The sequence below is a fragment of the Catonella massiliensis genome, from assembly GCF_016651435.1.
GTDB lineage: Bacteria > Bacillota > Clostridia > Lachnospirales > Lachnospiraceae > Catonella > Catonella massiliensis.
On sequence record NZ_JAEPRJ010000001.1, the window covers coordinates 2,777,218 to 2,801,613 of the forward strand.

A 24,396-nucleotide genomic window follows, 5' to 3' on the forward strand; every position below is an offset into this window, starting at 1 on the left:
ATACTTTTATTCAAATCGCGGCGCGCCGCAATTCTTATTAAAGCATAAAATGAAGTGATAGTAAAGGAAAATATAAAATTTTATATTTTCTTTTACTTTCTTGGTATAAAACCAGTTGGCGGATTATCCTCATCTATCCAAATAAACTCCACATGAATATCATTAGATCCTTTATATTTTGTAAATCTTAAGCCATTAATATTTAATTCGATGAGTCTTTTAGATGTCAATGGCTCATATTCCTTCAACTGGAATATTCCTCTAAGAATCCACTCCCCTAAATACGATTGTTTCTCTACTGACTCTATTGCTTTTCCATTATCTTGTGTAATATACGCAGGCAGTACATCTCCCGATGGTTCAAATACCAGATTGAACCTCCTCTTCTCCTTTGGCAATTCAAGCTTATTAGTTCCTGTCTTTAGTCTTCCGAACCCAGGACCAAAAAAATCAGGATGTTCTTTATGAAACTTTGCTGAGTCTGGTATTGGAATGTACATTTCATCCATTGGACGATATAACAATTTGTATGCGTGTCTTTTAAGCTCAGGTGTCCCCGATTTCGTTAATAGTTCAGACAAGTAACTTCTAAGTACCACCTTTTGTTCTTTTTCATCCGAAGATGTGGCTGAGTCCAACAAATACTCACTCATTCCAGCCTTAAGTTTATTAAGGAGCTTGTTGTCTACTTGTTCTATATTTTCATCGCATATCTTGTCAATCCTCTGTTTCCTTTGTTCTTTCCCAATCTTTGAGCCTGTACCAAAAAAACTGTTAAATCCGGAGAACATTTCCACTTCCTTATTTTTATTCCAAATAGTCCAGCAATAAGTTTCTTCTACTATCCTATCACTATAATTCTCAGCATTTATCGAATCATTATCCTCTTCGTTAACCTTGGCACCACTTTGTCTAGGATATACCATATCTGCAATTTTTTCAAAAATATCATGTGCATCATCAGCGTACTTTACATCCCATTCATCACAAACTATATCTTTATTTTTAAAGTTCATATGTAACTGGCTGTCTGCGGATGTATACTTATATACATGATTTCCATCGCTAAACAAAAAATTCGTTGGATTGTTAGGGCTTGTACAGCCAATAATAGATAATTTTTCAATATCTATCTTATCGTATGATGTCTCTCCTACGTAGATTTTTGCTTTTTCATTTTTACTTGATGGCATCAAAACATGATAAACCGAACACAAGTCTTCATCACCAGCCTCTACCTTAAATCCCCTTGTATTGGCACAGGACGACTCAATCCTCGCATTACGCAGTTCTGCTATACCTTTAGCTAATTTCAGGTATAAATCTTTGTTCAAAGAGTTTATTACTTGCTTATCAGTTACTCCATTTGCATTAGTTTTTATTTCATCAATAATTTCAGCCCAATCGTCATGCTTTGCTTTAAACTGAGCAACTTTCTGATCCCCTGACGCTATCCCAAAGGTTTTTATTCCTACAAGATATTTTACACCATTATGCTCTAACGAAACGTCATAAGAAGTATTGCCTATATCTTCCGCATAAGCCTTAAATGATTTCTGAAAAGCTGTTTCCTGAAATTTTGAATTTATTATAGGAACTAATTCTGTATTATCGTTTTCACTTGATTTTTGCGCAAACATCTCCGTTAGGCTTGCAAATGCCAGTATCAATCTCTTATATGCGTCTTTCTGAACACTTGGCAAATCATTCCACATAAGTTATACCTCACTTTATCATATATTCATTAGCACTAATTAACCGTTTATAAATTTCTATTAGTCATCTGAATAATTAGTATTATTATCCCAAATCAGTTCTTTAATGGCTTTAACACATCCATCAATATCCTTATTTATTTCTTTACCCCAAAATCTAATTACAGTCCATCCCATGGAGAATAACCGTTCATTTATCTCTCTATCTCTAGCTCTGTTCCTTCTGATTTTTCTAATCCAGTAATCACTATGTTCTCCATTGGCAAGTCTTTGCTCTAGCAGTTCCCAGTCCTTACCATGAAAGAATTCACTATCACAAAAAACAGCAATTTTGTACTTTGTGATGGCTATATCCGGTTTCCCTGGAAGCTTTCTGTAGTTTTTATAGTAGTGAATACCGCAGTTATGCAGCGCCTTACATAGCTTTAGCTCTATGCTAGTATCTTTTGATTTTATATGTTGCATATTCCTTTTTCTTTGTTCTTTATTTAGATTATCCATAACGAATTAAGCCTCTTACTTACATTTTTACCGTTAAAACTGAAGCTCCTAAGTCTCCGCTTTCAAACCAACACTAACACAAGCCTTTCCTTTTTCATCAAAGATTTTTATAGTACTACCACCATTATCTACCTCAAAAGTGGTAATGTCCAGTAGATTTTGTTCAAATGAATCCCGATTGTTGATACTAAATTCAAGAGTTTCATTTTCTAAGGCTACAAGTAAGAAGCCACCTGCTGCCTCGTCAATTCTAATCCACTTCTTCGTAGGATTTACACCTAATGCACAAAGGCAAAGGAATTTCTTCAATTTATATTCATACATACAATTATCTTCATACATGAGTGGATTAGATTCTTGTAATAGTCCTATAAGCTTTTTACATTCTTTAATCCCCGTCTGATGCATAGCAAAAAGCAGGTTATCAATAATTGTCGGTAATCCACTATCAATCAAAATCAGATTGTGTTTGAAAATAGTTGGCTCAATTACGCAGAATTTAATATCCCCAATGCCACCTTATACGTTTTCCAATACTTTTATCCCCCTATTTTGACACCTTTATAAACCCCATTATCCTCTTATAACTCTATATCCTATACCTCCCCACCCTTATATCAGCAAACTCCATCGGTTCATCTCTTAAGAACATAACCATATAGATAGGGAGATAATTAAGCTTCCCCTCTATCTTCACATTATCATTTGTGAAGATAAAAGCCTCTTCAATTCCGTATTCCTTTGTGTTCATCAAATTGTTAAGGGCAGAGTGTTTATTGTATACTTTACCGCTTTTTACCTCGATTGGTAATGTTTTGCCACTCTGTTCTACTATAAAGTCAATCTCTCCCAGTTTTTTACTGTTATAGTAATACAGAGGATATCCATGTGCATGAAGCTCCTGTGCTACCACATTTTCAAATACTGCTCCCTTGTTGATGTCGCTTTCTTTATTTACAATTTTTAGTTTACAGGACTTGCCATAGATTGTGGTAAGCAGACCGACATCCGATATAAATAGCTTGAATAAAGCACTTTTCTCATTAAGCATAAGTGGAATCGTAGGCTCTGTAGTATTAAATACTCCCAGTGCTACCCCAGACTTCCATAACCAGACAAAACTGTCTGATATGCGGTCATAACGGAGATTTTTATTAATATCTGCTATCATAAACCGCTTATTTTTCTCGTTAAGTTCTGCTGGAATAAGCTCATATATATGAGTAATAATAAGTTTACGGTTATCCTCCTCATACTGCGTAAAATCCAGCTTATACTGCTCTATAATAGCCCTGTGTTCTTCCATTACATCATCTATATTTTCAGTATTACGATACCTTTCAACAGCCGCAGGCATACCACCGATTATTAGATAAATGTTAAACATTTCCATAATTTTGTTATGGATAATCTCATCTACCTTCGTCTTGGTTAGAAAGCAATTTCGCAGGTTATTTATAATAGTCTCGTCGACGCTAAATATCTGCAAGAACTCTTCAAAATCCATAGGATACATATTTAGAGTCTGCAAATATCCGACAGGTGCTGATTTGAGATTAATTATTTCTACCCCTAGTAATGAACCTGATAAAATATACCTGTATCTTTTATCTTCAACGAGGAATTTAATCTTGGTCACAATTTCTTTATATCTTTGTATTTCATCAAAAAAGAAAATAGTTTTCCCGGGAATTATCTTCTTCTCGCTATATAACGAGAGCTTTAATATCAGGTCATCTATTCCCGTTGAATCTCTCAAAATCTCCACAAGTTCAGGCTGATTAATAAGATTAAATTCAATATATTCGCATTCATTCCTCTTCAAGCATTCACGAATAATAAATGTCTTTCCCGCCTGGCGTACCCCGTAGACGAGAAGAGCTTTCTCACTGTTTTCAATCCATTTTTCAATATCTTTTTCAATTTTTCTCTTTAGCATAATAATCCTCCACACTGTTTTGTGCGTTTTCTGGTATTATTATACCCTAATTTTGTACGTTTTCCAATACTTTTATCCCCCTACTTTGACACTTTTCCATATTTTGTACCAATCAGGTAGTAATGCAGCCCTAATTTGGCTCATATCCGTCATCATATCCACTACCATCACAGGATATAAACTTAAATCCATTCATCTTACACCATTCTTCTACACAATCATCAAGATAAAAATCTTCTACATCAGGTTCATAATACTCTTCACAGGTACAGTACTCATTAAACTGATCATCAAGATAATTCTTAAGTTTTTTCTCAAAATATTCACGTATTGCTTTCTTTTTTAAAAATGGATTTGCTTCAAGCATCTGCGCAAGTTCATTATCCTTGATTACATCTTGGATTGGAGATAATACTATTTCTGCTTGGTAGTGGCAGTCCATGCTCACATTACTCACATACCAAGTCGTAAACCCAGTCCATTTATATGTAAATTCATCATGTAAAAACTGTTTTAGTCCTTCTTTTTCTTTGCTTTTCCATTTTTTAACATTCTCTTTTGAGTACAAATTAACAAATATCTCTGCTATACTATAAGATATATCTTCATTAAATCCACATTCATCTTGTATTATTTTAGTTAATTCAGTGATATCGTTTTTGGAATCTAGATATTTAGATAGGCCGTTTACCAAGAAACACAGTATTGCACCGGCTGTTTTTCTGTCTACAGCACCATCTTTCATCAGTTCTGTATATGTCTGATATGGATTTTTACCTAAGAAACCCAGCCCGTTAGCGTTAATAATCTTCTTTAACTTGGTTACTACATTGCCTTTCTCCTCCATAACTTACCTCATTATCAAATACTTTTATATGATACACTATGGATATTGTGTTCACTGCTCTTGTTACCGTTAAATACAGTCCATAGTATATAATACACTACACAAAAAATGACCTATCCTTCTAAAGATAGGTCAATTATACTATAAATGTACATTTTACACCACTAGAATATAAAATTTGTGTATTCTAGTTGGTCTGGCGATTAACTCTAACCATCTTATCCATTTAAAGTTCTTTCAACAATAACATTAAAATCTTCCACTTTTACCTCATTTATTTCTATTTGCTCTGGGATACGTACTAAAAATACTTTATCATTCTTATCCCATGTTGATTCTATATTACCAAAAGGTGTAGGTATACTGCCACGGCACCACCTTATATCAGTATCAGGTAAGCATATTGAAATCTTCTTAAATCCCTCCCCATCTCTCTTAATTCCTAACAAATATTTCTGCATCAGCAATGCTGGTGCAGAGGACCATGCATGACAATAGCTCCTGGTTCTTGCATTTTCATAAAATCCTGGAAATACCTCCCAACAAGTAGTTGAATCATATCTCAACATTTCTCCCCATCTCTTTTCCATATCTCTGATAACTATTTCAAGGTTACCCATCTGAGCTAAAACTCCATACAAATAATATAATAAAAATGGCGAGCCAACATCTAAAAAGTCCTCCGGTCTGTTCGTTATATAGCCTTTTAATAACTCTTTTCTTTCAGGTTCTTCTACTACTGAGTAACTAAGCAGTAAAGTATGTGTTTGTATACTAAATGTTTTTGATAACCCATTTACTGGACTCCAGCCATCTCTATATGCCTTCCTTTCATCGTCCCATAAAACTGTCGATAAATAAGTACGCATTCTATTTGAAGTCATTTCAAATAACTTGCCCTCATCCTCATCTCCAAGGATTCTCGCATACTTAGCTGCAACTTCAAAACAATGTGCTAAAATACCTTGGTATGCTGTGCATACACAATTATTAGATATATCCATTGGAGCCCAGTCTACTAAGTTCCAAGATTTAACGAGAAATCCACCATCTTCCGTTAGGAGACTGTTGTAATAGTTTAAATATTCTCTAATACGTGTATATACTTCTCTAAGTATCTCTTTATCCCCTGTCAGTTCAATGTATTCCTCAATCATAATAATCCAGTTCATTGTCCACATCGGGATAGGCGCAATCCAGTCTGTAGGCGTTAAAGCATTACCTAAAGGAGTCGATATTCCTGCAGTCATTCCCAATATAATATTATGCCTGATAAATTCATAGTCACCAAACATATATGCACCTACATTCATACTAACCAGTGAATCACCCAACCAATATGCCTGTTCATATGTTGGAGAGTCTGCATAAGCATCAGACACGCTGTCTCTCATTGTCTGTTCACACATCTTCCAAATGCGGTTTAGTTTTTCATTGTCACATTCAAAATATCCCCTATTTGCTACTGCATACATCTCATGCATAATTTCAAATTCTCTAATTTGAACAATTTCATCTTCATTTCCATAAATATTTAGCATTGCATATCTCATCCCCATCTTAGCCATACAAGTATAGATTTGCCATCCATCCTTACATATATAACGTACTCCATTATTTAAGCCAATAGTGTAATCCGGCTCTCCTCTATACATATTTTCAAATCCATAAATGTCCAAGACTGTATTTTGAGGTGCTTTTATCACAAATTTTAGGTACCCCACATATATATTTCCAAAGTCGACAATAATTCTTTTATAATTGCCTGATTTGGGTATCTTTATTGTGGTTGATTCATCGCCACTCCACATCATTCCCAGGAGGTCTTTCTTAATACTGTAATCATTTATTGGGATGCCTAGTCGGGACAAAGAAAGAATATAGGCATCTTCCATTACATCATTTTTTGCAATTGCCTTAATATTAATTTGTTTTTCTTTTAATTCCTCTATTGAGGTACAGGAGAAAATATATTTTTCATTTTCGGTAAAATAATCTATATCATCAAAAATTTCATGTATACCATCTTGTACTGTCGTAATTTGTGACGTCGGACCAATTACAAAAAATCCGCTTTCCTGATCAGTACTCCTGATTACTATATAATTTTCAAACCTAAATTCTATGTGACTATATAAATCATCGTACTTTCCATGAATTTGCATCATGAAAAAATTATCACCCTCTTGCAATTCTACGACAATATCTCTATTTCTATCACTTACACTATATTCATTCTTCCCTATACGAAAACTTCCAAAAATACCATTCCAAGTACGATTTGGAAAGCTAATCCTTCCGCTCTGTGCTACCGGACTAATGATAATACACCCAAGAAAAGCATTAAAATTAGTCTCATTTGCATCTTTTCTATTTCCAAAAAATGCTCTTCTTGTATTAACTGTAAATACTTTACAGTTCTTCTTAACATCTTGAACCCTGACAACTCTCTTTGGCCGTTTACTTTCAATAGTTCTCTTTCTTTCAGATAATGTTTTTAATTCTTTTTTTACGCCTTCACAAATAACTGCATTGCCCCATCCGCATAATTCTGCCGGTTTTACTAACCACTTTTGGTCAGACTGTCTCCCATCAAAGTAGTCTGAATATCCCAAATTTACATTTCTTTTCGGTGCATTCGAAATAAATCCTTTATCATCTATGCATCTGGTATTTTCATCTGATGAAGATATCACTTTATTCATCTGTCTAATTTCAAAAATTAACTTTCCACTATCATAAATAGACTGATATGTTGAACAACCATAATTCCATACCTCAACTGTTATTTCATTCTTTCCCTCATTAAGGATTGGGGTGATATCATAACAATCCAAGTATCCTATTTCTTTCATACTTCGTGCTGGCCCGAATCCTTGTAATACACCATTAATGTACAGCATGTATTTTTCTGTTGCACAGATATAAAGTTCACATTGTAAATCCTTGTCTGTTATATAGAAATCATCATAGAAGCATACTCTTCTATTGTCACAATTTGGATTTTTATCTATCCAAATCCATTTGCCATCAATTATCATTTCATATCCTTTCTAGTAAAGTATCATTCTTTTGTTGAACCTGCAGTAAGTCCTGCAACAATCTGCTCTGAAAACAAAAAATAAATAATCAAAATAGGTACAAGTGCAATAGTAGCCGCAGCGAAGATTTTATCCCAATTTTTCAGGAAATTTCCGGTATAGCTATATATTGCCAATGTCAATGTATGAGCATTTTTTTTAGGTAAAAATACCATTGGGAGAAAAAAATCATTCCATATCGTAACAAACTGTAAAAGCCCTACAGTGGAAAATACCGGTTTAGATATAGGTACTACAATTTTCCAAAAAATGCACATATCACTCGCTCCATCCATGTGTGCTGATTCAATCATAGCCTGTGGAAGTTGTAAAAAAAACTGATTAAATACAAGGAACGAGAATGAGAGATTCGCCGCATATAAAAGTGCTAATCCCAAAAAACTATTTGTCATTTTCAGCCTTGAAAGCATTAGATAAAGTGGAAGTATGCTAAGCTGAACAGGCATCATAAGCCCAATCAGGAAATATGCCTGTAAAAACTTTTTGCCTTTAAATGTATATTGTGCCATACCATACGCCAACATAGAAGAAACGATTATTAACAAAATTAGCGATATTGCCACTAAACTAATACTGTTCATAATGTATCTTCCAAAACCTTCTTTTACAAAAACAGTAAAGTAGTTTGCTAGCGTAGGTTCTTTGGGCAAACCAATTAGGTTATCAACCAATTCTATTTTTGTTTTAAATGATGATGCTATTGTTTCACCTACTAAAAAAACTGTGATTAATGAATATATAATTAGTATTATTGATATTACAGTTTTCCAACCACTCTTGGTAACCGCTCCACTTGAATCTTCCAAATTTTTCTTCATGATTACTCCTTAATTTTTTTCAAAAACTGATTAGTAATAGACCAAACAATCACAATAATTATCAACATTACCACACTAATCGCAGAACCAAACCCAATATCAGTTGTTCCATAATATGTACCACCAAAAGCGTATCTATAAAAAACCATTGCTATAAAATCAAGTCGATTATTAACTCCACCTGATGTGCCGACCAAAACATATGGCAGTCCAAACATTGTCATTGCATAGATAACACTCAATGTAATATTAGTTACCATTGATGCTCTTATCCCAGGCAATATAATTTTGAAAAAGCAGCTCCACTCACTACATCCGTCAACTATTGCAGCCTCAACTATTTCTTTTGGAGTCGCCTGCATATCTGCAAAAAATATCATTGTTCCCGAGCTTGCACACTGCCATATTATTATCAATATGAATACCGTAAACATCACTTTATCATCACCAAGCCATGCTCTTGTATACTGTTGCCCTATAGTTTTGGCAATAAATTCATTTAATATTCCAATATTACCCTCGAAAAGAAGTAATGCGAAAAATCCAACTATTGATGTACTAAGAACATAAGGTGCAAAAATCATCGTACGAATATATCTGGTGAATGGTATTTTTACAAAAAACATATATGCTGTAAATATTTGGATAGGAGTTATAATAACGAGCACACATAATAAATAAATGAAATTATTTTTTAATGCATTAAAAAATATACCGGCCATCCTTTCTCCAAACAATAAATACTTAAAGTTATCAATACCAACGAATTCCATTGAGCCAATACCGCTCCATTTAAAAAAACTATAAAATATAGAGCATACAATAGGAACCATCACTAAACCGGTGTATAATATAAATCCTGGAGCAATAAACCATCGGTACGCAGTCACCTTTTTTCTTTTTTGCATTAACTTTTATCCTCCATTGCCGTTAAAAACGCAGGAATTCATATGTTCAATGCATATGTATTGCAAAGCCATACTATAAATTCCTGCGTTCTCACCTTACTTTTTTGACTTATTTTTTCATTTCTTCCTTAGTCAAACATAGTGCCTGTAAAGAATCAACAAACTTCTGCACCGATTCTCCACCAGTAAAGATTTTGCACTGATCCTCTTCCCACAAGTTACAAGGAGAGTCACCTTTTCCTGCTTCTTTGCCTAGAATGTCATAATAACTTGTAGCCTGAACCGTAAAGTTACTTTGAATGTCATTTACAACTTCCTGATCGGATTTGATGGATGGTACACAGGAAATGGCACCTAGAGTTCCCAACCATCTGCTTTGTCCTTCCTGACTTGCAAAATAATTTGCAAAAGCAATAGCTGCTTCCGGGTTTTCTGTTTTACTGGAAACACCCAATCCACAAGAACTTGTTGATACAAAAGGTATTTGACCATCTTCACATGGTATTTGGAACGCACCAAACTTTAGTGCAGGATTATTCTCCTTAAATGTAGAAATATTCCAAGTTCCACCTATATACATTGCCGCTTTACCTGTTGAGAACGCTAGACTGGTTCCCTGACCGCTTATACCTGTCCAGTTATCACCAAAATATCCTTTATTACCCCATTCAATCATTTTGTTGTAAGCGTCAACAACCCGCGGATCATTAACAGCTGCATATCCTGTTTTTTCGTACTCCTGTATCCAATCTAAATGAGTAGCGGCTAAAATTGGCTCCCAAATAAATAGAATATTCCAAGGATCAGTAGCTCCTATTGAGATAGGCGTGTATTCTGTTTTAGATATGTCTGCAAGTAATTTTTCAAATTCTGAAAATTTTTTAGGTATTTTAAATCCTTTACTTTCAAAAATCTCCTTGTTATAAAATACTGCTCTACCGCCTGTTTCAGCGGTTGGGGTAGAATAGATTTTCCTGTCTTTTCCTGTAACAATCTTTAATGCTGGAGTTCCATCATATAAGCTAAAATCAACTTTATCTGTCAAATCCATCATTAAACCCTGATCTATATAGGCCTGGAAATTTGTTGTTGCCTGTCCATTTGTCCAAAACAAATCAGGACATTCGTTTGCCTGCATTGCCGTTTGCAACAAGTTGTAATACTGGTCAGATGTTTTTATCGAATATTCAACTTCAACTGCCGGATATTTTTCCTGAAAGCCCTCTATAACATCTTTGAGAGCATCTTCAAATGATGCATCATGTTCCCATACAACTAGTTTACCTCCAATTTCCTTTTCGGTACTTCCAGTGGCAATCTTACTTTCTACTTTGCTGCTGTCAGAAGGTTTTGCAGAAGTTTTCTTCAAAGCAGTCTCACCATTACTTCCACAGGCTTGTAACATTGTAGCCAAAACAAGTGTAAATGCACATATCTTTCCAAATCTTTTTTTCATAATACCTCCTTCTCTCCGTTAATTTAAGATATTTATATTTTAGTACATTTCACTTTATTTAGCTATGCAATTATTTATTATTTTGTTCATATTTTATAATCATTTTTAATGTTTCATTTCTCTATAGTCATTTTTTTATAGTTTTTATTCACAAAATTATATCTTCATTGTATTTTCTCCTATACTCATCAACTGTACACCCTTCCAACTTTTTAAATAATCTAAAAAAATAGTTAACATTTGTAATACCTACCATAGTACCTACCTTTTCCGCTGAATCATTAGTAGTTGCCAATAAAATTTTTGCTTTATCAATTCTTATTCGGTTCAAATAAGAAATATAGTTGATTCCAAAAACATGTTTAAAATATGAGCTAAAATATGTTGCACCCATTTTAAATTGTGCTGCCACTTCTGTCTGTGCCAGTTCATCCATATAGTGTTCATCTAAAAACCGTTTAATCTTATAATGTATATCTAGTCTGCGCCTAACATGCTTAACCATAACTTCTACCATATTTATAATCCATATTTCAAGATCATTAATTGAATAGAACTGATGTATCTTTGCATATGTTGGATTAATACTATCAATAAAAATTTCTTCCCGCTTCAAACCATAATAATTTTCACCATAAAAAATCATTTCCTGAATAAATCTCATTGATACTTCAAACACTTCATCCGGCTTCGGCTTTATTTTTCTACATAAGGCAGTAAATCTTTTGATATCCTTTATTGTGTCGTCAAACCACTTTCCACTCCATGCATCTTCTTTATTAAATTTAAGCTGTGGGCAATCCTGTGCCATAATATCATCATAAATTGCTCTACCTGTTTCATAATAAAATGCACTTTGTAATCTGGATCTTGCCTTAAAAACCATCTCCTTTACATCTTTAGTTTTTATATAATCAGATACTCCAATAAAACAATCGCTATTTGTATACATTTTTATTTGCGTTCTGACATTGCCTAGAAAATCATCAATTTCTTGTGGCTTCTCCTCTTTCACAACAGCAATCAACTCTTCACTCATATATAAAAATGCTTTACCTAACTTATAAATATCCAATTGTTCCTGAATCATACAACGTGCAAGCTCCATATCAAGATTTGCTTCAAGTGCTCTTTGGTCCGTATCTGAAAATTTTATAAATCTAAACAGCAAAATTCTATGAGGCACATTATCGCTAAGTGTCTTGTTAATGTATATATCAAGGTCATTTGGGTCTTCGATTTTCTGCGATACACTTGATATTTCTCTTCCTGCAATTAATTCAGAAATAATTAATGGAAGTTTTGTTTCATCTAAGTCGTGTTTAAGAAGATATCTTACTGCACCATATTCTATGGCCTTTTGTGCATAACTAAAGTCCTCATAACAGCTTAGAACAATGAACAAAGCTCTTGGAATCTTTTCCCTTATATCCCTCATTAATTCTAATCCTGATTTTTTTGGCAACCTTATGTCTGTAAGCAAAATATCCACAGGTATTTTTTCTATTTGCTCCTCTGCCTCTTCGGCTGTTGCAAATGCTCCTGACACCACGAAATTATCATCCGCTTCTATGCATGCCTTTATCCCCAATCGCACCAGATTCTCATCTTCAACAATCACAACATTAATCATTCTGCCTCCTTTCTAATAGCTGGTAGGCTTAATTTTACATGTACTCCTTTATCCGGATTATTTTCCACTACAACACCATAGTTATTACCATAATGAAGATATATTCTTTCTCTTACATTTTTAATTCCTATAGAATCCTTTCTCTCTCGAGACCAATTTATCTCTTCATTCTTCTCAATCCCTTTACCATTATCATAGATGTCTACTTGTAGACTCTTCTCATCGTGTAGTCTAATTACAATGCGTATCGCTCCTCCTGCTTGCATATCCCTAATTCCATGCAAAATACTGTTCTCTACAAAAGGTTGTAGTATAAATCTGTCTATTTTGTAATTCAATATCTCCTCAGGAACATCATAATATACATCAAAACCCATAAATCTAACTTTTTGAATATAAATATAGCTATCAAGGAGTTTAAGCTCATGTTCAATAGTAATCATGTCTTGTGCACTTTCATAAGTTACTCCGTTCATTATTTTCATAACTGATTCTATCATTTGCCTGATTGTATCCTGCTTGTTAAGCACGGCTAACCATTTAATAGAATTTAAGGTATTATATAAAAAGTGAGGTCCAATTTGCATATACAGTACCTTAAGTCTTTGCTCATTTTTCTCTGCCTCTTCTTCTCGTACCCTTAGGATTAGTTCTCTAATTTTTCCTGACATCTGGTTGAATCTTTCGGTCAAATATTTGATTTCGTTTCCTCCGTAAGGTATTTTGAGCTTACTAAACTCCTGATTACCAACTTTATCCATACCTTCACTAAGCCTTGTTATTGGACGAATGATAAAAATATATATCCCGATGTTTCCTAGCAATATCACAGCTAAGTAAAATACTGTAAAAATCACAGCTAATTTAGTTATATTATTAACATCAAAAAGTATTTCACTTTTTTTATCAATAATTACGCTTATCCAATGTGGATCGGTCATTTTGGCATATGAAATAAGTCGTTCACTTCCACTATCATCTTTAATAAAAAAATGTCCTTCATTACCATCAAAATTTTCCTTAGGTAGTTTGATATTAACTTTCTTTCCTATCTCCTTTTCTGACTTGGATACTACTACCTGCCCTTCTGATGACAACAAATAAAATGAACTCCCTCCCTTATTTAATAGTGGATTGGCAATTATCTTTTGTAAAGAATCACTTGAAAAAAACATATACATAATTGCTACCATACCATCCTTTGAGTTAACAGCACGTGATAATATATAATCTTTCGGCTTCCTAGCAAAAGCACCCTGCATAATCGTTGTTGGCAGCCATATGCTTTTCCCTTTTCTCTTAATAATATCTCCTTCATACTTTAACCTAATCTCATTTAAATTTGTGAATGTTTTTCCATAAGTATAGACATTATCCTTAAAACACAACAAGATACTATCTACGGATATATATGAATTCGTTATTGATTCTAATGACTCCTTTACATTATTGGGTATACTGCTATAATCTCCATTGTCAATATATTCCTTTACAGATTTGTCATAATAAATCATCATTGAGAGTTCTTTGGTTATATCGAATTGCAGAGACAGACTTCTATTGATAGCCGTCAACAAATTCTGTCTATCCTTAATAGCAGATTGTAGTAAATCATCTGAATATTTTTTTACTACAACCCAATAAAAAATAATACTTGGACAAATGATTGTGAAAAATATAATTCCTATAATTTGTTTGCCTATTGTGTTATGCTTTTTCCCCATAAATAGCTTGTAAATTTGCATAGAAAACACCCCATTTCCATATAGCATTTACATATCTATACAGTCTTTTGTCCAGATGTCAAACAAAAAGACCTATCTCTATTAGATAGGTCAATTATACTATAAATGCCATTATTTTACTACTAAATTTCGTTATTTTGCATTTACTTTAAGCTTGTTAAATCATTTATTCAATTATTTTCACTTGTTCAGACAATTATTATTTGTTATAAAGTGTCTGCTTTTATATTAGCATCACCCTCTAATATTCATCACGAAAAACACCACCACTGCCTGCATTATCATAATAAGCGGTACTCCTACAGTGAAATAGTATACCTTAGTCTTATGCCTTAAAGTGTACATTCCTAGCAAAGCGCCTGCCGAACCTCCTACAAAGGCAAGCCCCAGTAGTGTAATTATCCTTATTCGTCTCTTGCCTTTTATAGCGTGAAGCTTATCAATAGCAAAGGCTAAAAAGGTAATAACATTTATAATTCCCAAATAAATCATAAGAATTTTATTCCTGCCAAAAAACTCCCAGAAGGCAATATTTATCTCTTCTCCATGGAAGCCCTTGATAAATAGCATGGCTATAATCTGAATTATTAGCACACAGATTAGAAATACCCTAGACATCATATTCATGCTTATCCCCCTACTTATCAGTGATAAATATCTTTAAGTGTTATTAGTTCAAGCTTTTCATCACTAAGAGTGTCAAACCAATCTGTAAAGCCTGATAGAGAGAATAAAATTAGTTTTACTACTTTATATTTTGCAGATATAACTTTCATTCTCCGCAGTAAAGTGTCATATATAGCTTTATCTACTTTCTCATTCTTAAATTTACACTCACCTATTACTGCTTTTTTTTCAAGTTCTGAGAGTGCGACCACATCAATATCCGCGGATTGTACCACTTTCTCACCATTATCAGTTATTACTGTCTCCGTTCCCCACCAGCTGCCTACTGTAGTAATAAAGCAATCAAAACTTCCTGTAATTCCCTGCTTCAAAGTATAGTATTTACACATATCTTCAAATACCTGTCCCATATATGTGTGTATAGTAGGTTTAACCACCTTATTATAATACAATTCTCCCTGCCCCATCTCTATCACGCTAACGGCCTTAGGGATAAATTTATACCAAAACTTAAACATATAGTCTTTCAAGACATATTGCGTTTTTTTCTTGTTCTTTTCTTCGGTGATGCATTTTTTCTTTTCCACCAAGCCAACAGCTATTAATTTTTCGATGGAGTACAAAATGGTTGGCTCCTTCTCACCTATCTTATTAGCTATCACATTAATGGTATTGCTGCCTGATGCAATCTGCTCGATTATGTTATTAACAAGCGTTATATCTGAAAATTCCTGTATCAGCAGGTTTCTGGTTTCATCATACATATATCCATTTGTTCTAAAGAACAGGCTTATTATATTTTCATCAATATTTTTTGATGGATCAATCATTGATAAATACTTTGCAACCCCTCCTGTGATTCCATAGCATACTGCTTTATCTTCATATGAATAGTCAGGGACAAATTTTGCTGAATCAAGATAATCAAAAGCTTCCAGTTTAATCTGTGAATCTCTTCTGCCAAACAGCGGACTCTTTTCACTAAGTACCTTATTCTCCATAAAGCTTAACGCAGAACCACAGAGTATTATTTTCAGATTTTTATCCTTCCATACTGTATCGATATACTTCTGTAAGACAGAAAGCAGAGCTTCATCTTTTTCAGCCCAATAAGACAGCTCATCTATTACCAGTAGTAGTCTTTCCTCTGTCATATTCCTGTCAATAAAGTCAAATACAGCCTCATCTGTATGAAAGCTGATATTTTCGATGCCTTCAAAGAACATCTCTGTTACCTGCTTTGAAAATAACTCCAGATTTCTCTCCTTACCAACCTTGGTTGCAGTATAAAAAATCACTTTTTTATCTTTTACAAATTCCGTGATTAAGGTAGATTTACCTATACGCCTACGACCATATATTACAGTAAGGCCAACTCCCGGTTTCCTGTAAAATTCATCTAAATAAGCTAATTCCTTCTCTCTTCCTATAAACATATCTGTACCCTCGTATTTAGTTCAAATCAGTTTTATTAAAATCAATTTGAACTAAATATATCATGTTTTTTCATATTCTTCAAGCCCATGCGGCTATCTCTCACATTATCCCACGATGCAAAAAGCAGTTTGGAATCACGCCTTTAGAGTTCAGGACTCAATCTCCTCCATGATATTTTCAACCAACTCTGTAAGACTTCCTGTCACGTACACCACCTCATCAGGATCATGGATGTAGCAGATAATCTGCCCTTCTTTTCCCTCTACCCCCGGGTCAAAGTCAAGCATAAGATAGCAGCTGTCACAGTACTCAGCAAAAGGAAACCATTTTTTATTGAAAAGATAAGGCTTTATCCTTTCATCCTTCATTTTCTCAATATCTTCTTTAGTAAAATAATCAGGAAAATCTGTTAAAAGTGCATCCTTATTTTGGAAATATCCCTTTGACTTCTCCATCGCCTGAAGGCTCATAAGGTTGAAGGCCATATCCCTTTTATCAATGACACAAGGAAGGATGCTAAAAAACTTACTTCCATTTTTATATCTGTAAAGCTCTTTCACATCCTCTGGCAGGCTTATGCCAAACTTCTCCTCAAAGTTCTTTATCTCTTCATCTGTTGCACCACAGATTTCTACATAATCATCTATATAACCCTCTTCTACAGGGTCATCCATATCCAAATCCTCAAAATTCTCGCAAATGTAGTCTGCTATCTTTTTTAATTTATCATCTATCTTCATAGTTTCACCCTTGTAATATTTATTCGTATTCTCCCTCAACTATGTTTTGCATATATAACGGCATATCATTTATAAATTCAGAGAAATCGCACATATCCTTCATTTCCTCATGTTCCTCATCATAAAAAGCTACCTTCTTGGTTTTAGGATTCCACACAATGCAGATATGGTCATAATCTCCTGTAGACTTTGATATACGAAGAAACTTGGCTCTGCCTTTCTTCATAGGTATCGTATCCGTCAGAGAGAAAAACTCAATCCATTTAAAATCACAGTCTTTAAGTTCAAAATGCAGTTCTTCACCTTGAAGAAAATCCATTACTGTCTTAGGAAGCTTAAATGGCTTTAGCTCATCTAATTTGTTATGTAGGCTATGAAACTCTTCAGGCTCTAACTCCTTAAAATATGCGGCCATTTCCTCATCGCCTTTTTCGACTGCTATGCTGTACGGACGCATACCGTCTTTTTCCGTAATTGTCACATCTGCTCCATTTTCCACAAGATATTTGCACATTTTAAGATCCACGTATCTGGCAGCCACACAAAGCGGAGTAGGCTTAAACGGATATACTGAGTCAGGGGCATTGTAGTTAATATCAACTCCGTTTTTAATGAAAAAATCAAGCACCTCATAATTCCCATCATCTACAGCACTTCTAAAGGCCTCTCCACCGTACTTTTCTACACTGTGGCCAAGCTTGTGAATAAGAGGAAGATTCTCATATTTATGTCCATATAAAGCCTGACTAAAAGCCTCTGACTTTACAGCATTTACAACATTTATCTTCGCACCCTCTTCAACAAGATACCTGATAATCTCTTCATCGCAGTACCTCACTGCAAGTAAGAATGAAGGATTACCTTTTACATTCAGATTTGCTCCCTTTTCCACCAGCCACTTTACAGAATCAAAGCTTTCCATAATCAGGGCAAGGCCTAAGGGGGAAAGTCTTGTATATTTACCGAGTTTTATATCCTCTTCTATATCAAAGCCCTCTGATAAATACTCATCTAAAGCCTCGGTATTTCCCTGCAAAATGTCATTTACAATGGCGGGAACAGACTCAAAATCTCCAATGTCTTTTATTTTCACCATAAAATCTCCTATCGTTTTATCTGCTGTAATTTATTTCCCCGAGTGGCAGCGGATTAGGATTTAAGATTACCCAGCGGACTGCAAGCTCACATAATCTGGTGATTACAGAGTCTTCAGCCAACCCTTTTCCATATATCTTTGAAATAAGCACCTTACTCTCTTCTATCTCCTTCTCTGTCAGCGCATTTCCTTCTGCAAAATGAACCGGCAGCGAATTTAGCATATTTCTATAACTCCTATCCCAGTTTATTCCACCGTTTCTATTAATTTCATCGTCCACCCTGCCTGTTATGCGGATAACCTCTCCCTGCACCGTTTTTGCGGCTCCTGTAGATGGAATTAGTAAATCCCAAAGCTCATTATACTGCTCTTTCCAAGTGCTCCCCTTTACAAGAATAGGAGAAACGCCGTCATGTATTATTCTTTTTGCCACAGGCTTTGCACCAAAGATATTGTAGAGCTTTGACAGGGCTGTATCTACATCTTCACAGGAAGCTTCACTAAAGTTATCCCTGTGGAATTCAAAATCCTTACCGATTATTTCTACTTTTTCTGCCATCTCAGGCGTAATTTCTACACCTGCCTTTATTAACATTTCTGCTATTTGGGCCATAGGCACTACCCTTATTCCTCCGCACACTGTAAGAGCGGCTAGTAAAGGAGTTTCGCCTCTTTCATTTTTAGCATTGACATCTGCACCCTTTTCAATCAAAAAGCGTACTGTATTAGGACGGAAATACTCTGCTGCCATATGAAGCGGCGTATTTCCATATCTATCTGGCTTTTGTATATCTCCTCCCAGCTCATAAAGCAGTTTTACTGTATCCATGCCAAAGGTTGCCTGACTGTACAAAGGTGTGCAGCCATAATAATCAGGTATATTTACATCAAGGCCCTGCTTAACGAGCCAGATAACAAGCTCGTCAGGTATACCCTTGTAATGAAGTGCAGTGTGCAGACCGAATCTTCCATCATAGGCAGTAAGCTCACATTTATCATAGACAGCTTTAAGTGCTTCAATATCTCCCGCTTTAAGCAATTCATCAAAGTCTTTTGGCAGGGTAACTCTTTTCTTAGCCATTATTCTTCTCCTTCGTTTTATTTAAATCATTTGTAATACATCCTTTATATCCTTTATCAGGTATAAGTTATAATATACATTTCATTAGCATAAAACATCGATTTCTACTTACAAAATTATTGTTATTTTAATATTTTAACTCCATTTCAGTTCTTTAACATTTTTTAATATCATTGATTTCCCGCTATAATCATTTTTTAATTCAACTTCATTTTCTTTAACTTTCACATTATTATACCAATCGCCAAGGCCCACATATTCTCCCGTATGTATGTTGATGAGCCTGCTCGTTATAGGATCCCAAGTACCCTTCTCTACAGTTTCTGCGAGCATATAATATGCGTCTAAAAATATAAGATTTCTCCCATACATCCAAAATGGAAGATTAACATTAAGCAGTGGCAATTTTGCAGAGAATATTTCATCTCCATGTGGAGGTACAGTTTCATAGTGAAATTCTATCTCACTTCCATAATATGCTATCGTTGCCCCTTTACAACCAATATTGTAAGGAATGCCCTCCTCAGCTACTATAAATTCTTCCATTGCGTCCTCCTTATACTTGGATTAAATAATTTCATCTATAATTCCCTCTCCAACTTTATTTTGTCCTTCCATTATATAAAACTCAGTTCCGCAGACTAATCCGGAATAATCAACCTCTTCATAAATTTATTATTTCTTTTTAGCCACAAAATAATATCTATGAATTTTCCCCTTAATTACACCTTCTTTATCAAGAATTTCCTGTGCCTTAAAAAGGTTATCCTGATATTTCTCCACTTCAAAACCCGGAAATTCCCAATCAATAATTCTGGCAAACCAAACCAATGCACCTACATCATAAAACTCTATCGGTCTGTAGACTTCATCTGCTTCCACAATGTCAAATCCGTTATCAGCAAATTTCTGTCTTGCAATACTTAAATATGCTTCCGGAAAAGGAATTTCAACATCACCTATCAAAAGTTCTACAAGTTCTCTGTCATTTTCTGCACCGACTTGTTGCGTAAGAAATACTCCTCCACTTTTAAGAGTTCTTTTAATTTCGTTTATGTTATATTGACCATGCCTGTTAGTAATAATGTCAAAGTAGTTATCTTCAAAAGGAAGAATATCTCCTCCGTCACATGCTTTAAAATCTATTCCTAAAGGAAGAAGTCTGTCCTCACATATTTTAATGTTTGGTTCATACCCTTCAATCGCAGCAGTACATTTAGCGTTTGCCATAAAAGACAAAAGAAATTCGCCACCTCCTGTTTCCATGTCCAATAAATAATCTGTATCATTCAAATAGGATTTTATAATGTTTTCAAAATCCCAAGGGAGATCATCCTCTTCTTTATATCTTCCTCTAATATGTGAGAAATCCCAACCCTTAATATGCGCTATTTCCTGCTCAAGCAACCATTGATTTATAAGTGCTTGTTTTTCCATTTTTCTCCTTTCACTACCCAAAATATCAGTATATGTTTTATCCCTCAATATCAGCTGACAAGAGCCCCTTCTTAGGGCTTCCATTAACTGCTATGCTATGTCCAAAGAAAAGGTCATCATCATCAAGATAAGCTGTAAATGAACCTCCCGATGTCACCCATATTAAGCTTAAGCTAATTCTCTTTGCAAAGCTTTCTTCTGTAATTAAAGCAGCTTCTTCATCAGATTCTGCCCATTCACAGGCAAGTTTTGTAAGCTTCTTTGCCGCAAAACTACGCAGGTCCATGTCCCATTTTTCCTGTTCCAAAACCATTGTTTTTATAGCCTTTTTAGCCTTTGTTATACCGCTCTTATTATCCCTGTCTACATATAAAGATATATGTATCCTGCCACCAAGCCAAGACAGATTTCCCTCAAAGCTTTTAAGCTGCTTATCATAAGTAAGCTCTCCCAAGACATCATCTTGCAAAATTATCGGCTTTCTATACTCTGTAAGTATTTCTTCAAGTTCCGGACAAGCTACGTTTTTTTCAAGAACTTCCACAACCAAAAACAAGTTTTTTATCGGCAGTGCACCATTTGGAACTTCCTCTGGTAGCTTTTCACGTACCTTTAATCTGTAAATGGTTTCATCTTCAAATTGATATGGCAGATTTTCTGTGTCTGTGACAGGAAATGCTATCCGCCCTTCCTCCTTATGCAGTTCACCTGTTTTACAGTCCACATAGGCTAAAAAATAAGCCTCCCAGTCCCAAAAACCGTTTCTAAGACTTCCACCACCACCTTCATGTCTTAGAATAATAATCTCTCTTTCTTCTTTCTCAAAAGTATCTTCCCACTCTGAGATTGTCATTTTATTTCTTTTTCTCATATACTCTAGTAGTTCCATAGCTTTCCTCCGATAAATCTATTAACCATCAACTGAAAAATGCTCTATTTTTTCAAATTTTTCATCTAAAAATTCAAACTCAAATATATGCCAGTCATCAAAGGTCTGGTCACAATAGCTCACCGTTCCCCGATTATAGTCTATGATAGGTTTCCCAAGACTATTCTTCACATCTTCTTTGCTTACATCTCCGTACATTTCCCTAAGGTCAGGCAAGATAAAGTCAATTATTCTATCAAAATTATCTTTATAATTCTTTGCTAAAGCTTTCACCTTATTTATATATTCCTCTGTAGGCTCCTCATCCCAGGCAAAAATCAAGTCTTCATAACTGTAAGTATATTGCTGCAAGCTTTCGTCAAATTCCATTCTTTCCTCCACTTAGTTTCAAACGATTTATAATTATCCCTAAAATCATAGCAGGCAATCTTATTGACTACCTACTATGTATTAAAGTTATAATCCTTCTTTTTGAGCTCTCTAAAGGAGTTCAGTTCATCGTCTAGGTCATCCTGAATTATATCAAAATAAGAATAGCCTAGCTTATCATACAGAGCAATCAATTCTGACTTTCTAATTCCAAGAATTTCTGCTGCACGACCATGTGATATTGTTTGATTTAATATATATGGATATAGCAACAAAGCATTTCTTGTAAGCTCTGACTTAGGATCTATAACTTCCAGATATTTTGACATTCCTACCGGAACTTCAATGGTTATAGTTTCTGTTGTTACCATAATGCCACATCCTTTCCCTATCCCTAATATAATTATTTCTTTTCCTTAATTATAACTATTTTTTCTACTTTATACAACTAAAATCAAACCAATCAATCTCAAACAATTTCAAAACGATTATAATTTTCAGGAATATCCGGTACATTTGAATAATCATTCATATCGGCAGTTATTATCCATGCCAAGCATAATACATTCCCTGGCTGACAGCACGCTTAATATTTTCACTATTCATCCAACAGTAGTTTTCTTTAATCCACTGCTCCCCTTTATACTGTAATTCCACATTTGTTCCTTCATTTTTATAATCATAGTTGTCATAAAAATACTTTTCTATGGAATCCTTGGTTTGCTCAATATAATCAGCAAGATTAATCTTATCTTCGTTTGAAATATTAGGATAAAGGTTTTTAACAATTTCGCCTACCGGTGTACAAATGTTATCTCCAAATTCCAGAGATTTAGCGTATATTTCGTTTAATACATTTTCAAGAGTATTATCAAATAATTGATGTGTTATTTCATTTTTCAAACTTGTGTACTTTGAACATTTCATTATATTCCCTACTTTCAACATCATTTACACCCTAATCAAAATCCTCACCTGAATGTTTAACAAACTCATACACATCTGAGGATGTACGCTTCATTTCAATCAAACCCAAAGCTCCCAAATCATTCATATAAATAGTATCATCAGAATCTTTTTTTATAAAGAAAGCCAAATCACCGTCCTGCCCAATCATAAGGTAATCAGGCTCCCATTCCTCTATCTGATAAGTGGTATTTCTTTCTACCAAATCCGCCTTTGAATATAAGGTGATACCGCTGTCCTCTATTATAAATTCTCCATCCTCTCCCATTTCTGATAAAAACTTATCATATAAAGCAGGAAGTACAAAATCTATCTGATTATTCATTATAACCCCCTTCAAATATTTTCTGTTAGTATTGTTATACTTCTTCTTCGCTTAATTCTCTAAAATTAGAAATATGATACCCAAAATAACATTTACCCGATTTGCCTATAAATATTCCATGCTCCTTCATATTGGCTATCTCACCTAAATATATCATAGGCAGGTCACCATAAAACGGATACTCACTTGTTACCTCTTCTCTTGTTGTAACCAAAGTCTTTTCTCTTAACTTGCTCATAATGCCGCCTTTCTAAGTTCTTTTAGTTTCTAAACCATAGTATAAAAATTCTATCAATTCTCAAATTTTGCCCAGTCACTAGCAGATTCAATAATAGGCACCAGACAGTCTATCTCAAATTTTTCCTCTTCATAAGGATCAGAATACCCATCCACTATCATTATACCACGGCAGCGGATATGAGCCTTGCTATCCTTTATTTCAAAGACTTCTACCTCGTATGAAACCATTGGTTCAGATTCAAAAATATAAAATGTATCTTCTCTCTCATCGCACTCTTTTACTGTGGTTACTTCAAATCTTTCTCCCACCAATTCTTCTACTGAATTTTTATCTGTATCTATCGGATTAATGCATATAGCAGGCGCTACACTTTCATCACCAAAATCTCCTTCGCAAAAGCCAATATCCAATGACCAAGACGAGGAATCATCTTCCTTAAAGAACATCAGACAGCTCTGCCTATCAGCGTAACTTACTTCAAATGAATATTTATCTCCTATTTTAAGCATAATCAGTCTCCTTTTA

Annotated in this window: 25 protein-coding genes; all 25 read right to left on the reverse strand. The window is 34.5% G+C overall.

What is annotated here, in order from left to right; all coding sequences use genetic code 11:
* Positions 1 to 92: 92 nt before the first annotated feature.
* The 25 genes from JJN12_RS12295 to JJN12_RS12415 all read right to left on the reverse strand — a co-directional run bounded on the left by JJN12_RS12295 (position 93) and on the right by JJN12_RS12415 (position 24,380).
* Complete coding sequence (locus JJN12_RS12295) at positions 93 to 1,715, reverse strand: NgoFVII family restriction endonuclease (protein WP_208429965.1); 1,623 nt, start codon at positions 1,713 to 1,715, stop codon at positions 93 to 95.
* Between the two features lie 60 nt (positions 1,716 to 1,775).
* Positions 1,776 to 2,216 carry a very short patch repair endonuclease gene (locus JJN12_RS12300; protein WP_208429966.1) on the reverse strand — a complete coding sequence of 147 codons (441 nt, stop codon included), beginning with the start codon at positions 2,214 to 2,216 and terminating at the stop codon, positions 1,776 to 1,778.
* Between the two features lie 48 nt (positions 2,217 to 2,264).
* Positions 2,265 to 2,729 carry an HpaII family restriction endonuclease gene (locus JJN12_RS12305; protein WP_208430403.1) on the reverse strand — a complete coding sequence of 155 codons (465 nt, stop codon included), beginning with the start codon at positions 2,727 to 2,729 and terminating at the stop codon, positions 2,265 to 2,267.
* A 76-nt stretch (positions 2,730 to 2,805) separates the two neighbouring features.
* The gene (locus tag JJN12_RS12310; protein WP_208429967.1) at positions 2,806 to 4,155 is read right to left on the reverse strand and encodes an ATP-binding protein; all 1,350 of its coding nucleotides are present in this window, start codon (positions 4,153 to 4,155) and stop codon (positions 2,806 to 2,808) included.
* Between the two features lie 130 nt (positions 4,156 to 4,285).
* The gene (locus JJN12_RS12315; protein WP_208429968.1) at positions 4,286 to 5,002 is read right to left on the reverse strand and encodes a hypothetical protein; all 717 of its coding nucleotides are present in this window, start codon (positions 5,000 to 5,002) and stop codon (positions 4,286 to 4,288) included.
* Positions 5,003 to 5,220: 218 nt separating this feature from the next.
* On the reverse strand, positions 5,221 to 8,043 hold the full coding sequence (locus JJN12_RS12320) for an alpha-L-rhamnosidase-related protein (protein ID WP_208429969.1): 2,823 nt from the start codon (positions 8,041 to 8,043) through the stop codon (positions 5,221 to 5,223).
* Between the two features lie 23 nt (positions 8,044 to 8,066).
* Positions 8,067 to 8,921 (reverse strand): carbohydrate ABC transporter permease, encoded by an 855-nt coding sequence (locus tag JJN12_RS12325; RefSeq protein WP_208429970.1) that lies wholly within the window; start codon positions 8,919 to 8,921, stop codon positions 8,067 to 8,069.
* A gap of 2 nt (positions 8,922 to 8,923) precedes the next feature.
* Positions 8,924 to 9,829: a carbohydrate ABC transporter permease gene (locus JJN12_RS12330; protein WP_208429971.1), complete on the reverse strand. Its 906-nt coding sequence runs from the start codon at positions 9,827 to 9,829 to the stop codon at positions 8,924 to 8,926.
* A gap of 109 nt (positions 9,830 to 9,938) precedes the next feature.
* On the reverse strand, positions 9,939 to 11,285 hold the full coding sequence (locus tag JJN12_RS12335) for an ABC transporter substrate-binding protein (protein WP_208429972.1): 1,347 nt from the start codon (positions 11,283 to 11,285) through the stop codon (positions 9,939 to 9,941).
* A 148-nt stretch (positions 11,286 to 11,433) separates the two neighbouring features.
* Entirely contained in the window at positions 11,434 to 12,918 is a 1,485-nt protein-coding gene (locus JJN12_RS12340; RefSeq protein WP_208429973.1) for a response regulator transcription factor, read from the reverse strand.
* Entirely contained in the window at positions 12,915 to 14,663 is a 1,749-nt protein-coding gene (locus tag JJN12_RS12345) for a sensor histidine kinase (protein ID WP_208429974.1), read from the reverse strand. The genes JJN12_RS12340 and JJN12_RS12345 overlap by 4 nt, the downstream gene beginning before the upstream one ends.
* A 234-nt stretch (positions 14,664 to 14,897) precedes the next feature.
* On the reverse strand, positions 14,898 to 15,290 hold the full coding sequence (locus tag JJN12_RS12350) for a DUF1294 domain-containing protein (RefSeq protein WP_236013788.1): 393 nt from the start codon (positions 15,288 to 15,290) through the stop codon (positions 14,898 to 14,900).
* Positions 15,291 to 15,307: 17 nt separating this feature from the next.
* On the reverse strand, positions 15,308 to 16,726 hold the full coding sequence (locus JJN12_RS12355) for an ATP-binding protein (protein ID WP_208429975.1): 1,419 nt from the start codon (positions 16,724 to 16,726) through the stop codon (positions 15,308 to 15,310).
* A gap of 150 nt (positions 16,727 to 16,876) precedes the next feature.
* On the reverse strand, positions 16,877 to 17,467 hold the full coding sequence (locus JJN12_RS12360) for an SMI1/KNR4 family protein (protein ID WP_208429976.1): 591 nt from the start codon (positions 17,465 to 17,467) through the stop codon (positions 16,877 to 16,879).
* Positions 17,468 to 17,486: 19 nt separating this feature from the next.
* On the reverse strand, positions 17,487 to 18,563 hold the full coding sequence (locus JJN12_RS12365) for an ankyrin repeat domain-containing protein (protein WP_208429977.1): 1,077 nt from the start codon (positions 18,561 to 18,563) through the stop codon (positions 17,487 to 17,489).
* 16 nt (positions 18,564 to 18,579) lie between these two features.
* On the reverse strand, positions 18,580 to 19,644 hold the full coding sequence (locus JJN12_RS12370) for an ankyrin repeat domain-containing protein (protein WP_208429978.1): 1,065 nt from the start codon (positions 19,642 to 19,644) through the stop codon (positions 18,580 to 18,582).
* A 135-nt stretch (positions 19,645 to 19,779) separates the two neighbouring features.
* Positions 19,780 to 20,190, reverse strand: a complete 411-nt coding sequence (locus JJN12_RS12375; protein ID WP_208429979.1) for a hypothetical protein — start codon at positions 20,188 to 20,190, stop codon at positions 19,780 to 19,782.
* A 129-nt stretch (positions 20,191 to 20,319) separates the two neighbouring features.
* Complete coding sequence (locus tag JJN12_RS12380) at positions 20,320 to 21,081, reverse strand: class I SAM-dependent methyltransferase (protein ID WP_208429980.1); 762 nt, start codon at positions 21,079 to 21,081, stop codon at positions 20,320 to 20,322.
* Between the two features lie 37 nt (positions 21,082 to 21,118).
* On the reverse strand, positions 21,119 to 21,970 hold the full coding sequence (locus JJN12_RS12385) for a DUF2262 domain-containing protein (protein WP_208429981.1): 852 nt from the start codon (positions 21,968 to 21,970) through the stop codon (positions 21,119 to 21,121).
* A 21-nt stretch (positions 21,971 to 21,991) separates the two neighbouring features.
* Positions 21,992 to 22,339 (reverse strand): hypothetical protein, encoded by a 348-nt coding sequence (locus tag JJN12_RS12390; RefSeq protein WP_208429982.1) that lies wholly within the window; start codon positions 22,337 to 22,339, stop codon positions 21,992 to 21,994.
* A gap of 74 nt (positions 22,340 to 22,413) precedes the next feature.
* On the reverse strand, positions 22,414 to 22,710 hold the full coding sequence (locus JJN12_RS12395; protein WP_208429983.1) for a hypothetical protein: 297 nt from the start codon (positions 22,708 to 22,710) through the stop codon (positions 22,414 to 22,416).
* Between the two features lie 172 nt (positions 22,711 to 22,882).
* A complete protein-coding gene (locus tag JJN12_RS12400) occupies positions 22,883 to 23,266 on the reverse strand; it encodes a hypothetical protein (RefSeq protein ID WP_236013789.1) in 384 nt (127 codons plus the stop codon).
* 31 nt (positions 23,267 to 23,297) lie between these two features.
* A complete protein-coding gene (locus JJN12_RS12405; RefSeq protein WP_208429984.1) occupies positions 23,298 to 23,630 on the reverse strand; it encodes a hypothetical protein in 333 nt (110 codons plus the stop codon).
* A gap of 34 nt (positions 23,631 to 23,664) precedes the next feature.
* Positions 23,665 to 23,868, reverse strand: a complete 204-nt coding sequence (locus tag JJN12_RS12410; protein WP_208429985.1) for a hypothetical protein — start codon at positions 23,866 to 23,868, stop codon at positions 23,665 to 23,667.
* Between the two features lie 53 nt (positions 23,869 to 23,921).
* Positions 23,922 to 24,380, reverse strand: coding sequence for a hypothetical protein (locus JJN12_RS12415; RefSeq protein WP_208429986.1), 459 nt, complete (start codon positions 24,378 to 24,380; stop codon positions 23,922 to 23,924).
* Positions 24,381 to 24,396: the final 16 nt, after the last annotated feature.

Coding starts and splice junctions, on each gene's coding strand:
- JJN12_RS12295 (WP_208429965.1), bottom strand. CDS start 1,715: ATGTGGAATGATTTGCCAAGTGTTCAGAAAGACGCATATAAGAGATTG.
- JJN12_RS12300 (WP_208429966.1), bottom strand. CDS start 2,216: ATGGATAATCTAAATAAAGAACAAAGAAAAAGGAATATGCAACATATA.
- JJN12_RS12310 (WP_208429967.1), bottom strand. CDS start 4,155: ATGCTAAAGAGAAAAATTGAAAAAGATATTGAAAAATGGATTGAAAAC.
- JJN12_RS12315 (WP_208429968.1), bottom strand. CDS start 5,002: ATGGAGGAGAAAGGCAATGTAGTAACCAAGTTAAAGAAGATTATTAAC.
- JJN12_RS12320 (WP_208429969.1), bottom strand. CDS start 8,043: ATGATAATTGATGGCAAATGGATTTGGATAGATAAAAATCCAAATTGT.
- JJN12_RS12325 (WP_208429970.1), bottom strand. CDS start 8,921: ATGAAGAAAAATTTGGAAGATTCAAGTGGAGCGGTTACCAAGAGTGGT.
- JJN12_RS12330 (WP_208429971.1), bottom strand. CDS start 9,829: ATGCAAAAAAGAAAAAAGGTGACTGCGTACCGATGGTTTATTGCTCCA.
- JJN12_RS12335 (WP_208429972.1), bottom strand. CDS start 11,285: ATGAAAAAAAGATTTGGAAAGATATGTGCATTTACACTTGTTTTGGCT.
- JJN12_RS12340 (WP_208429973.1), bottom strand. CDS start 12,918: ATGATTAATGTTGTGATTGTTGAAGATGAGAATCTGGTGCGATTGGGG.
- JJN12_RS12345 (WP_208429974.1), bottom strand. CDS start 14,663: ATGCAAATTTACAAGCTATTTATGGGGAAAAAGCATAACACAATAGGC.
- JJN12_RS12350 (WP_236013788.1), bottom strand. CDS start 15,290: ATGAATATGATGTCTAGGGTATTTCTAATCTGTGTGCTAATAATTCAG.
- JJN12_RS12355 (WP_208429975.1), bottom strand. CDS start 16,726: ATGTTTATAGGAAGAGAGAAGGAATTAGCTTATTTAGATGAATTTTAC.
- JJN12_RS12360 (WP_208429976.1), bottom strand. CDS start 17,467: ATGAAGATAGATGATAAATTAAAAAAGATAGCAGACTACATTTGCGAG.
- JJN12_RS12365 (WP_208429977.1), bottom strand. CDS start 18,563: ATGGTGAAAATAAAAGACATTGGAGATTTTGAGTCTGTTCCCGCCATT.
- JJN12_RS12370 (WP_208429978.1), bottom strand. CDS start 19,644: ATGGCTAAGAAAAGAGTTACCCTGCCAAAAGACTTTGATGAATTGCTT.
- JJN12_RS12375 (WP_208429979.1), bottom strand. CDS start 20,190: ATGGAAGAATTTATAGTAGCTGAGGAGGGCATTCCTTACAATATTGGT.
- JJN12_RS12380 (WP_208429980.1), bottom strand. CDS start 21,081: ATGGAAAAACAAGCACTTATAAATCAATGGTTGCTTGAGCAGGAAATA.
- JJN12_RS12385 (WP_208429981.1), bottom strand. CDS start 21,970: ATGGAACTACTAGAGTATATGAGAAAAAGAAATAAAATGACAATCTCA.
- JJN12_RS12390 (WP_208429982.1), bottom strand. CDS start 22,339: ATGGAATTTGACGAAAGCTTGCAGCAATATACTTACAGTTATGAAGAC.
- JJN12_RS12395 (WP_208429983.1), bottom strand. CDS start 22,710: ATGGTAACAACAGAAACTATAACCATTGAAGTTCCGGTAGGAATGTCA.
- JJN12_RS12400 (WP_236013789.1), bottom strand. CDS start 23,266: ATGAAATGTTCAAAGTACACAAGTTTGAAAAATGAAATAACACATCAA.
- JJN12_RS12405 (WP_208429984.1), bottom strand. CDS start 23,630: ATGAATAATCAGATAGATTTTGTACTTCCTGCTTTATATGATAAGTTT.
- JJN12_RS12410 (WP_208429985.1), bottom strand. CDS start 23,868: ATGAGCAAGTTAAGAGAAAAGACTTTGGTTACAACAAGAGAAGAGGTA.
- JJN12_RS12415 (WP_208429986.1), bottom strand. CDS start 24,380: ATGCTTAAAATAGGAGATAAATATTCATTTGAAGTAAGTTACGCTGAT.